10 protein-coding genes are annotated in these 11,006 nt (G+C 69.2%); 3 read left to right on the top strand and 7 right to left on the bottom strand.

Going from position 1 to position 11,006, the window contains the following annotated elements; translation table 11 throughout:
* Window positions 1–6 precede the first annotated feature (6 nt).
* From V9K99_RS30860 to priA, 5 genes are read right to left on the bottom strand one after another with little or no spacing between them, the layout of a single operon-like run.
* Window positions 7–939: a lysophospholipid acyltransferase family protein gene (locus V9K99_RS30860; protein WP_337008793.1), complete on the bottom strand. Its 933-nt coding sequence runs from the start codon at window positions 937–939 to the stop codon at window positions 7–9.
* Complete coding sequence (locus V9K99_RS30865) at window positions 939–2,519, bottom strand: lactate racemase domain-containing protein (RefSeq protein ID WP_337008795.1); 1,581 nt, start codon at window positions 2,517–2,519, stop codon at window positions 939–941. Before V9K99_RS30865 ends, V9K99_RS30860 begins: the two co-directional genes overlap by 1 nt.
* Window positions 2,520–2,552: 33 nt before the next feature.
* Window positions 2,553–3,749, bottom strand: a complete 1,197-nt coding sequence (locus tag V9K99_RS30870; RefSeq protein ID WP_337008797.1) for a zinc-dependent alcohol dehydrogenase — start codon at window positions 3,747–3,749, stop codon at window positions 2,553–2,555.
* Window positions 3,746–6,037: an HAD-IB family hydrolase gene (locus tag V9K99_RS30875; RefSeq protein WP_337008799.1), complete on the bottom strand. Its 2,292-nt coding sequence runs from the start codon at window positions 6,035–6,037 to the stop codon at window positions 3,746–3,748. The genes V9K99_RS30870 and V9K99_RS30875 overlap by 4 nt, the downstream gene beginning before the upstream one ends.
* A complete protein-coding gene (gene priA / locus V9K99_RS30880) occupies window positions 6,034–6,771 on the bottom strand; it encodes a bifunctional 1-(5-phosphoribosyl)-5-((5-phosphoribosylamino)methylideneamino)imidazole-4-carboxamide isomerase/phosphoribosylanthranilate isomerase PriA (RefSeq protein WP_337008801.1) in 738 nt (245 codons plus the stop codon). Before priA ends, V9K99_RS30875 begins: the two co-directional genes overlap by 4 nt.
* Before the next feature lie 123 nt (window positions 6,772–6,894).
* Here priA and V9K99_RS30885 point away from each other — a divergent pair, with 123 nt between their 5' ends.
* The gene (locus V9K99_RS30885; RefSeq protein ID WP_337008803.1) at window positions 6,895–8,028 is read left to right on the top strand and encodes a cytochrome P450; all 1,134 of its coding nucleotides are present in this window, start codon (window positions 6,895–6,897) and stop codon (window positions 8,026–8,028) included.
* Here the strand turns inward: V9K99_RS30885 and V9K99_RS30890 are convergent.
* Window positions 8,006–8,773 (bottom strand): class I SAM-dependent methyltransferase, encoded by a 768-nt coding sequence (locus tag V9K99_RS30890; protein ID WP_337008805.1) that lies wholly within the window; start codon window positions 8,771–8,773, stop codon window positions 8,006–8,008. The two genes, V9K99_RS30885 and V9K99_RS30890, sit on opposite strands and share 23 nt — an antisense overlap.
* Before the next feature lie 52 nt (window positions 8,774–8,825).
* Between V9K99_RS30890 and V9K99_RS30895 the strand changes: the two genes are divergently transcribed.
* A complete protein-coding gene (locus V9K99_RS30895) occupies window positions 8,826–9,296 on the top strand; it encodes a GAF domain-containing protein (RefSeq protein ID WP_337008807.1) in 471 nt (156 codons plus the stop codon).
* 6 nt (window positions 9,297–9,302) lie between these two features.
* Here the strand turns inward: V9K99_RS30895 and V9K99_RS30900 are convergent, their stop codons facing one another.
* Window positions 9,303–10,079, bottom strand: coding sequence for a TSUP family transporter (locus V9K99_RS30900; protein WP_337008809.1), 777 nt, complete (start codon window positions 10,077–10,079; stop codon window positions 9,303–9,305).
* Between the two features lie 118 nt (window positions 10,080–10,197).
* Between V9K99_RS30900 and V9K99_RS30905 the strand changes: the two genes are divergently transcribed.
* Window positions 10,198–11,001, top strand: a complete 804-nt coding sequence (locus tag V9K99_RS30905) for a hypothetical protein (protein WP_337008811.1) — start codon at window positions 10,198–10,200, stop codon at window positions 10,999–11,001.
* The last annotated feature ends 5 nt before the right edge of the window (window positions 11,002–11,006 follow it).

Raw genomic sequence — 11,006 nt, forward strand, 5'->3', positions numbered from 1 at the left:
ACGGCGTCACTTCCAGGCGCGGCGCTTCGTCGCGGCCGGCTTGATCGGGGCGGTGGATTCCCAGACGCGACGCCAGCGGGCGGCGTCGGGACCGGACTGGGACGGCGAGGTGCCGGCGGCAACGCGACGACGGGCCTCCCACCAGGTGGTCGACTCCTCGTCCAGCAGCGCCGAGACCGCGGCCGAGATCTTCGGCGCGAACTCACGGGCGCTCTCTCCCTCGGCCGGCCGCAGCGGGTCGCCGTACCGGACCGCGACCGTCGGGCGGCCGGGCACCGGCCAGCCGCGGCCGCGCGGCATCGCGGCGAACGAGCCCTTGATGCCGACCGGGATGACCGGGACGCCGTGCTCGACGGCCAGGTACGCGGCACCCATCCGGAACCGCTCCATCCACCCGTCCGGCGAACGTGTGCCCTCCGGGAAGACGACGACGTTCCAGCCGTCCGCGAGCAGATCGCCCGGGGTCGAGCTGAGCTTGCCGCCGCGGCGCTCGATCGGGAACGTGTTGAACACGATCGCCGACGCGGTGGCCCGCCACCAGGTGTCGAAGAAGTAGTCGGCAGCAGCGGCAACCGCCGTACGACGCCTCATCCCATCGGGCAGCGTGCAGAGCACCAGCGGGGTGTCCAGGTGCGACGAGTGGTTCGCGACGATCAGCGCGGGGCCGTTCACCTTGAGCAGCGAGTCGAGGCCGCTCACCTGCGGGTTGACCTCCCACCGCAGCACCGAGTTGAGCGCGCCCTTCTGCAGCACCTCGCGGACGGCGATCGCCGCCGGCGTCCGCGCCCATCGGGTCGGGAAGACCGAGGTCTCCTTCGGGATCACGTACGGCTCGGCCGACCGCGGCACCTGCGGCCGACGTCCCCACCGCCACCCGCGCGCGACCTGCTTGACGTCGCGCGCGGTGTCACGGCTGAACTTGACCAGACTGGTACCCATCAGCGCACGTCCGCGAGCAGATGCGGCGGGTTGTGCAGGTAGGTGATCGACGGCGACCGGCCGACCGAGTGGCTGACCATCTCGAGCGCGTCCTGCAGTGTCGACGCGGACCGGAAGCCCATCCGCTCGACCGTCTTGCGGTTCGCGCCGACCCAGACGATGTCACCGCAGTGGTCCAGGGCGTGGGAGATCCAGTACCACATGTAGAACGGGTGCACGCCGTGGTACGCGTACGACGTCCGGTACAGGTGGATGTACCACGGGTCCTCGGCGTACTGCTTCTCGAACTTCGCCTCGATCGTGGCCGGTTCGGTCGACTCCGACAGCACTTCCTCGAAGAAGTCGACGTACGACGGGTGGTGCAACTGGCTGAACTCGTACGGCACCGGGTGGTAGAGGATCACCGCGCCGTCCTTGCGGACGATCGGGTTCCCCCGGTAGGCGTTGAAGTGGTAGCCGAGACCCATGCACGCGGCCAGGATCGGGTTCATCACCGAGTTGACGTTGTAGGGGCCGAGGTACGGCACGCCGATGATCCCGACGTCGGACTGGCCCTGCACCTCGACCAGGTGCTGGCGGTGCACCATTTCCAGCGTCTTCTCGTGCACCGGCTCGATCGCGCCGGCGTTGACGCCGGTCAGCTCGTAGTTCGCCCGCACGTCGGTGAAGATCTTGTGCCGCAGCTTGGCCGGCGCCGCCGCCAGTCCGCGCTTGGTGGCCAGCATCGAGGCCTGGTCCTTGAGCGACCACTCCCACTCGCGCTTCTGCAGGAACTCCAGGCCGCCGCCGAACACGTTGTTGTTCAGCGTCGTCTCGATCTGGAACACCTTGACGTGCTGGGTCAGCACCTCACCCATCCGCCAGGCGGAGTGGTGCATCTTCGACGCCTTGTGGTCCATGAAGGACCGGGAGTGGATCATCGTGTGGCTGTTGTGGTGGTGCTTCAGCGACTTGTACGACGCCAGGCCGATCGACGTCGACTTGTGGCCGCCGTCCATCGCCACCAGGTTCACGTTCACGTAGACGAGCAGGTCGGACTCGGCCGCCCGCTTGGAGATCTCCACGTCCTCGCCGTGCCGGGTCTGGCCCAGGTGGGTCAGGTTGTCGCGGTCCTCGGCGTCGAAGTTGTAGAGCTTGCCGTCGGGGAAGAACGACCGGAACACCCGCTCGCCGACGATGTCGCGCAGCTCGTTCGGGGTGAGCCGGCGGTGCAGCGCGTTCGCCGAGATGATCTCGACGTCGTCGACGCCCGCTTCGGCGGCCAGCGTCAGCACCGCCTCGATGATCCGCTGCCGGATGTCCGGCTTCTTCATCGGCGGCAGCGGCAGCGAGATGTCGTCGAACGCGATCGTCAGCCGCATCCCGGGCGTGAGCAGCTCGGGCAGCGGCTCGGAGTCGATCGGGTTGAGCAGCGCGTTCTGGATCGCCTCCTCGACGTCCCGGACCGGCGGCAGCGCCTCCGGCGGGTACACCACCCGGGTGCCGAGCGGGAAGCGCTCCAGCAGGAAGCCCTCACCGGAGTGCACGATCAGCGGCGGCGTCCGGTCGTCCACCTCAAGCACAAAACCTGGCCGAGACATCTCAGAAACCCTCTCGTCGTACGTTCAGCGCCCTCATGAGGCCCTCACATCGAATGCGACTTTCACCGTGCCGAGTCGGCCGGCCGAATGCGCGTGGTCGATCGCCTCGCGCCAGCGGTAGAGCGGGTACGTCGCCCCGACGATCCCGTCCAGCGGGGCCTTCGCGGCCAGCTCCAGCGCGGTCTCGAAGGCCGGCTGGTCGTTCGGCTCCTCCCGCGCGGACGCATAGGTACCGGTCAGCTCCAGCTCCCGGAACCACACCGGCGACAGGTCGGCGCCGCTGGCCGGCATCCCGGACAGCACCACCCGGCCACCGGCCTTGGTCACCCGCAGCACGGTGTCGATCGAGTCCTTGCTGCCGACCGCGTCCACGGCGACGTCGACACCGCCGAGCAGGAACTCCTTGGCCATCTCCGGCTTCAACCGGAAGGCACCGGTCGAGCGCCGTACCCCGCGGAAGACCTCGTCGGGGGCGACTACGTCGCTGGCGCCGAACGACCGGGCGAGCTCACGCTGCTTGGCGTGCTTGGCGACGACCGTGATCCGGCCGGCCTGGGTCAGCTCTCGCAGTGCGAGGGTGGCGAACAACCCGACCGCACCTGCACCACTCACCAAGACCGACTGCCCCGGCTCCACCTTCGCCCGGAGCGCCGTGTGCACGGCGCAAGCGATCGGCTCGGCGAGCACAGCGCGCTCGTTGGTGAGTGTCTCGGGTACGGCGTACAGCTGGCTGCGGTGCGCGATCATCACGTTGCCCCAGCCGCCACCGGTGTCCTGGCAGAACCCGGTCTGCAGACCGGGCGCCACGTGACCGACTGTGATGCGGTCGCACCGGTTGGTGTTGCCGGACGCGCAGCCCTGGCACGGCTCGACACCGCGAGCGGCACAGGTGAGTACGGAGTCCATCACCACCCGGGTGCCCTTGGGCAGGTCCTCGCAGTCGTCGAGCAGTTCGCCGACGATCTCGTGACCGGGGACGAACGGCATCGACACCATCGCGGAGAAGTACAGCTTGGTCGAGCCGGTGACCATACCGAGGTCGGACCCGCAGATGCCGGACAGGATCGGCCGGATCCGCGCCCAGCCCTCCCGCTCGGCCTTCGGTTCGTTGATGGTGACCAGGCGCAACGGCGCGGCCGGGCCGGTCAGGATGCCGGGGATCCGGCCGCCGACCGCCTTGGCCGCCAGGTACTTGGCCGGCGACCGGTACATCTCGAGCGCGAGCATCATCGGGCGTTCACCCCAGGTAGCTCCAGTCGGGACGAAGTGGACGGGGTCTTCCAGTCGACGATCTGCCAGCGCGCGGCCCGGGCGGCCCGGAACAGCGACACGTCCGGCGAGACGGCGACCGGATTGCCGACGGCCTGCAGCATCGGGAGATCCGAGTGGCTGTCGGCGTAGGCGTAGGACTTGGACAGGTCGATGTTCGTACCGCGGGCGCGGTGCTTGATCCACGCGGCCCGGGACTCACCCACCAGCGGCGGCCCGGACAGGAACCCGGTGCACCGGCCGCGGTCGTCGACAGCCAGCTCGGCGGCGACGATCTCGTCGAACAACGGCTCCAGTGGCCGGGTCAGCGGCCGGACCGCGCCGGTGATCAGGATCGTCTTGTGACCGGCCGCGCGGTGCTCGCGAATCCGCCGTACGGCGTCGCCGCTCAGCCGCTCGAGGACGTGCTCGGCCAGGAGTTCGTCGACGATGCGGTTGAGCTCCTCGAGATCGGCGCCCTCGTACCGGCGGTAGATCGTCCGCAGGAAGGTGCCGCGGTCCTTGCGCTCAGCCGAGATCAGCTTCGGCAGCCGACGCAGCATCGAGCCGATCTCACCGACCCGCTGGTGGCTGTCCAGCTCGGGCAACCGCATCCACAGGTAGGTCTCGATCACGTTCGACGACAGCAGCGTGCCGTCCATGTCGAACGCCGCGATCACCTCGACGTCCTGCTGGGGCTCCACCTTCTTGAGCTGACCAGCCGTCTCGGCCAGCGCCTTGTTCCGCTTCTTCCGTACGACGTCCAGCCGGCGAAGCGAATCGGTGACGCTCGGGCAGTGCACTTCCTGCAGGTAGTGCTGCCAGTCGACGACCGCGGTGTCGCACCAGAACTTCTCCCGGTCGTCACCCTCGAGCGCGTTGTGCAGCGCCAGCACGTTGTCGTCGACGAACTGCAGCTCGGCTTGCGCGTACTCGGAGTACAGGTCCATGTAGCGGCGGAGGAAGTCGAGCCGGCGCTTCTGCACGTCCAGCTCGCGGGCGTACTTCCGGGTCCGCTCACCGCGCGGGACGGTGGTGATGATCTTGTCGGCGATCTTGTGCGCGCGTTCGCCGTACCGGAGCATGCTCTCGACCGAGTCGCCGCCGGGGAACTTCCAGACCGGCAGCCGGACCGCGCCGCGCTCGCCCAGGTCGAACGGGTGCTTGGAGAAGTACGCGCGGACGCCGGCGTACAGCTGCTCGAAAGTCAGCGGGTTCCGGGCGCCGGAGCCGATGTGGTAGTACTCCGGCTTGCTCAGCTCGGGCTCGGTCGCCATGACCGCGCAGATCGCGCCGACCACGTGGTCGACCGGGATGATCTCGATGACGGAGTCCGGGCTCGCGGGGAACTCCGGCAGCTCGCCGCGACCGTAGGCCAGGATCAGCGGCTCGGCCATCTTGAAGCCCTCGATCCAGCCCGGGTGCGGGCTCTGCACCGCGGACTCGATGATGGCCGGCCGGACGATCGAGGTCGGCAGCTTGGCCGCGAACTCCTCCACCACGCGCTCGCCGAGTGCCTTGGTGAAGGTGTAGCAGTCGGTCCAGCCGAGGCTGCGGGCCCGCTCGGTGCCGGTCTCGACCAGCTTCTTCGCGACCCACTCGGTCCGGCGCCGCTCGGTGTCGGCCGCGGCGGTCAGGTGACCGGCCCGGCGGTGCAGCTTCTCGGCCTCCTTGCGGAACTTCGCCAGCATCGGCGCCGACCGGGACTGCTCCTCGACCCGGGCCTTCATCGCCATCCCGGCCTCGGCCTCGGTCCGCCAGTCGACGGTGTGGTCGACCGGGGCCTCCGGGATCGCGCCCCGTCGCCGTCCTGCGGTATAGGCAGTGGAGATGTGGACGTAGTGGACCTCACGGCCGGTTTCGACGATCCGCTCGAGCAGGCTCTTGGTGCCGAGCACGTTGGTCGTGAACGCCTCGTGGATCGGCGGGTCGAAGCTGACGTCGCCGGCACAGTGCACGACGATGTCGAGATCCTTCGGCAGCTCCGGTACGTCGGACAGGTCGCCCTCGATCACCTCGATCCGGGCGGCGGTGAGCGCCTCGGCGTCGGCGTGTTCGGTGCCCTCGCCGTAGAACGGCTTGAAGATGTCCTTCTTCAGCAGCTGCGCCATCCGGGCGGTGCCGGTCAGCGAGCCCTTCGGCCGGATGATCGCGACGACCGTCGTACCGGGGAGGTCCCCGATGATCCGGTGCAACAGCGCCTCACCGACGAATCCGGTGACGCCGGTGACCAGGACCTTCTTGTCCTTGAGCTTGTCGGCCAGACTCACTTGTCGCCTCCACGCGTGAGTTCGAGTGCCTCGGTCAGGGTGAACGCACCGGCGTACAGAGCCTTACCCACGATGACGCCCTCGACGCCGTCCTTGACGAGCGTGCTGAGTGCTTTCAGGTCGTCAAGGCTGGAGACACCGCCGGAGGCGATGATCGGCTTGTCGGTGCGCGCGCACAGATCGCGGTACAGCTCCAGGTTGGGCCCCTGGAGCATGCCGTCCTTGGTCACGTCGGTGACGACGTACCGCTCGCAGCCGACCGTTTCCAGCCGCTCGAGCACCTCGTACAGGTCGCCGCCTTCCTTGGTCCAGCCGCGGGCCGCCAAGGTCCGGCCGCGGACGTCGAGCCCGATCGCGATCCGGTCGCCGTACTGGCTGATGATCCGGTCGCACCACTCCGGGTTCTCGAGCGCGGCGGTGCCGATGTTGACCCGGCGGGCGCCGGTGGCCAGGGCCGCCTCGAGCGAGTCGTCGTCGCGGATACCGCCGGACAGCTCGACCTGGACGTCCACCTTGCCGGTGACGTCCGCGAGCAGTTCACGGTTGCTGCCGCGGCCGAACGCGGCGTCCAGATCGACCAGGTGGATCCACTCCGCGCCGGCCTCCTGCCAGGCCATCGCCGCGGCCAGCGGATCGCCGTACGACGTCTCGCTGCCGGCCTCCCCTTGCACCAGCCGGACCGCCTGACCGTCCGCCACATCGACGGCAGGCAGCAGCACCAGGTTCTCAGACATGGCCCACACCCTAGATGGCGTTCCGTCGGGTTCAGTAACCCGCTGCCCCGCTGAGTCGTTGAGATCCAATCTGTCTCAGCAATACCACTCTAGACACTGGTCTGCTGGATTTAGGGTGGCGGAATGGTGTCCCTGGACGAGCTCGAGACTGACCCGCATCCCGCGCTCGCCGCGCTCCGGCCGATCGGTTGGGTGGACGCACTCGGTGGCTGGGTGGTCGCGAGTCGCGCACTGGCGCTCGCGGTGATGCGGGATCCTGCGACGTTCACGGTCGACGACCCACGCTTCTCGACCGCCCAGGTGGTCGGGCCTTCGATGCTGTCGCTGGACGGCGCCGCGCACAAGGCGCACCGGGATCCGTTCGAGTCCCCGTTCGGACTGGCCGAGACCCGCCGCCGATTCACAACCGTCGTCCAGCAGACCGTCGACGATCTGATCGCCGCGATCCGGCCCTCGGACGCTTCGGGGCCGGGGTCCGCCGACCTTCGTACGGCGCTTGCCGGACCGCTGTCCGTCGCGGTGGTCGCCTACTCGCTCGGACTCCCGCCCGCCTCGGCCTCGACGGTGCTGGAGTGGTACACCGCGATCTCCGACTCCGTGACCGGCGTCTCGGCCGGGCGGCCGGTCACCGCGGACGGCGCGACCGCCTTCGCTGAGCTGCACAAACACGTTGCCTCAGGCATCGACTCGTCCGACTCGCTCGTCGCCGCGGCGGCCCGGGCCGGCCTCGGCGTCGACGAGGTCGTCGCGAACGCCGCCGTACTGATGTTCGGCGGCATCGAGACCACCGAGGGCATGATCACCAACGCCCTCTGGCATCTGCTCAACGCACCGGACCAACTGAACCTCGTCCGGGCCGACCCCACGTTGCTGCCCAACGCTTTGGAGGAGTCGCTCCGCCTCGAACCGGCCGCCGCCGTGGTCGATCGCTACGCGACCCGCGACGTCGAGCTGGCCGGCGCATCGATCCGCCGCGGCGATCTCGTCACGGTGTCGCTCGCCGGCGCGGGCCGCGATCCCGAGGTCTTCCCGTCCCCCGACACTTTCGACGTACGACGCTCCAACGCCCGACGTCATCTCGCCTTCGCCAGCGGCCCACACATCTGCCTTGGCATGCACCTGACCCGCTTGGAGACCCAGATCGCCGTCAGCGCCGTCCTCGACCTCCCCGGCCTCCGCCTCGACCCGGCCTCACCACCCCCGCACGGTCTCGTCTTCCGCAAACCACCCGCACTCAACGTGCATTGGGACGGCTGAGCACCAACATCGCGGCCGGGTGCGCGGGCATGAGCTTGTCCGGGTCGCGCTCGGCGTCGGCGGCCAACTGGGTGAAGCCGTGCTCGATTTCTTCGGCCGGCAGGTGCTCGAAGGTCGAGAACGCCCGGTGGGCGAGGCGTTCGTAGGCTTCGCGGAACGTTCGCGGCTGCTCCGCGTCCACCCACACGGGTTCAGTGCCGGGCTGCAGGCCGGCCGCTTCCGCTCGGGACTTCACCTCGTCGAGTGAGAGGTACATGCCCGCGTCGACCGCGCGGGCGGACGCAAAGTAGTCGTACCAGAACAGGTTCGGCATCAGATCGGCAAACTGACTGCGCAGGAGTGCCACTCCCCCGGGTTCAAGCACCCGGCGGACCTCCTGGAGTGCTTTCAGCTGATCCGGGAAGTGGTGGAAGGACAGGAACATCAGCACCCCGTCAACCGATGCCTCAGGCAACGGAATGTCCTCCGCGCTGCCCGGCAGATAGGTCACCGCCGGGTGCGCCGCGGCGTCTTCGGCGATCTCCCGCATCCGGTCCGACGGCTCGACGCCGTACACGGGCCCGCCGAACGCGTCGGCCAGTCCCGGCGTGAGGCGGCCGGTCCCGCTGCCCAGGTCGAGGATCGCCAGCGGCCGCTCCTGCGGGAGGTGCGCCTGGAACGCGGCGGTCCAGCGCTCGACTTCGTCCACGGTCATCCCACGTCCCGCGGCGTACACAGTGCTTAACCGTCCGTTGTAGTCGACCATGATCCCGACCCTAGTACTGGCGTAGACCGGGTGACGCCCGCACAATGACCGCATGACGAACCTGGCGGCCGCGCAGACCCTGGCCGACGTCGGCGAGCTCGTCCGGGTCGAGGCCCGGCGGCTCACCGGTGCGCAGGGAGCGACCTTCGTACTGCGCGAACAGGATCGCTGCTTCTACGCCGACGAGGACGCGATCGCGCCGCTGTGGAAGGGCCAGCGGTTCCCGATCACGGCCTGTATCAGCGGCTGGGCGATGCTGCACGACGAGACCGCCGTCGTACCGAATATCGAGCTCGACGAACGCATCCCGCTCGAGGCGTACCTGCCCACGTTCGTCCGCAGCCTGCTGATGGTCCCGGTCGGCTCCCCGACCCCCATGGCCGCGATCGGCGCCTACTGGTCCCGCCACCACCGCGCCACCCAACGCCAGATCGACGACCTCCAGGACCTGGCCAGCCGCACCGCCGAAGCCATCCACCGCATCGGCCTCGCCGACGCCCCTTGGGCCCCGACCTTCAGCTAGATCGGCTCAGCCCCAGAAGACGTCGTAGGCGAGGCGGAGGATGAGGGCGGAGACGACGACCAGGAAGATGATCCGGACGAAGCGGCTGCCGCGGGCCACCGCGGTGCGGGCGCCGAGGAGGCCGCCGAGCATGTTCGCGGCGCCCATGATCAGGCCGAGGATCCACAGCGGGGCGCCGTTGACGGCGAAGATGATGATCGCGCCGAGGTTGGTGGCGACGTTGGCGATCTTCGCCTTCGCGCTGGCCTGCAGGAAGTTGTAGCCGAGGAACCCGACCAGCGCGAAGATCAGGAACGAGCCGGTGCCCGGCCCGACCGCGCCGTCGTAGAAGCCGATCAGTACACCGACCACACTCGCCGCGACGTAATGGTCCCGGCCGTCGAACCGCAACGCCGTCCGCGCACCGAGCGACGGTTTCATCGCGGTGTAGATCGCAACCCCGATCAGCAGCACCAGCACGATCGGCTTGAACCACGACATCGGGATCCGCGTCGCGACCAACGCACCCGCGGCCGACCCGAGCCCGGCCAGGATCGCCAGCGGAATCACGGTCCGTCGGTCGGGCCGCACCTTCACCCCGAACGTCACCGCGCTGGTCGTCGTACCGCACAACGACGAGATCTTGTTCGTCGACAGGATCTGCGCCGGGGTCGCACCCGGCAGCCCGAGCAACATCGCCGGCAACTGGATCAGCCCACCACCGCCGACCACCGCATCGATCCATCCAGCCGAGAACGCGGCGATCACCAGGAAGACCAGGGTCCACAACGACACGTCAGGCACGGCACCACCACGGGCGGGAAAGCATCACGCCCCGATGATCTGGTAAGCCCATACTCCCACTCAACCCTTACAGCGGGGAATGAGAGACAAACCACTCCGCCGGTGCGACAGTGGGCGGATGGCGTCCTCGATCCTCCCACCGGAAGGCGAGTCGCTCGCCACCGGCTGGGAACCGGACCTCGCGCCGACCGACTCGCTCGTCCGGCAGGCAGTCCTCGCCCACGCTTCCTGGGCGACCGACGCCGCGCGCCGGGCCGGCAAGCCCTGGTACGACGGTGACGCATGGGCAGCCGGCTTCCTCGGCGACCGCGGCCCGCTGACGAACTGGGTCGTGCCGAAGCAACCCGTCGACCCGGCCGAAGTGATCGCCGACGTGGCCCGGGAGCTGCCGAACAACGTGCCGTACCTGTACGTCAGCGCCTGGGCGACCCGCGATCTCCGCGAACACGGTCTCGCCCTGGCCGGCCATCCCCCACTGATGCTGCGCTTGCCCGGTACGGCGACCACCCCGCCGGTCACCGACCTCGAGCTCCGCCAGGTCGTCGACGAAGCCGGCCTCGCCGACGCCGAACGCGTCCTGATCGAGGGCTACCCGCTCCCCGAACTCCAGCCGTTCCAGCCCGGCGCCGTCTACAACGCGACCTTCCTCGGCGGCCCGTCCACCGTCTGGGTCGGGTACGACGGCGCCGTACCGCTCGCCACCTCGACCGCCCACAACGCCGCCGGCCTGACCGTCGTCGAGAACGTCGCCGTGATGCCCGCCGCGCGCGGCCGATCCGCCGGCGCCGCCCTCACCTGGACCGCCACGACCCACCACCCGGCCCAACCCGCAGCTCTCATCGCCTCCGACGCCGGCCAGCCCGTCTACCAGCGCCTCGGCTATCTCCGCCTCGAACGCTGGACCGTCTGGGTCCGACCCTGAACTTC

Origin of the sequence: Kribbella sp. CCNWLW201, from assembly GCF_037203805.1 — a bacterium.
In the GTDB taxonomy this organism is placed as follows: domain Bacteria; phylum Actinomycetota; class Actinomycetes; order Propionibacteriales; family Kribbellaceae; genus Kribbella.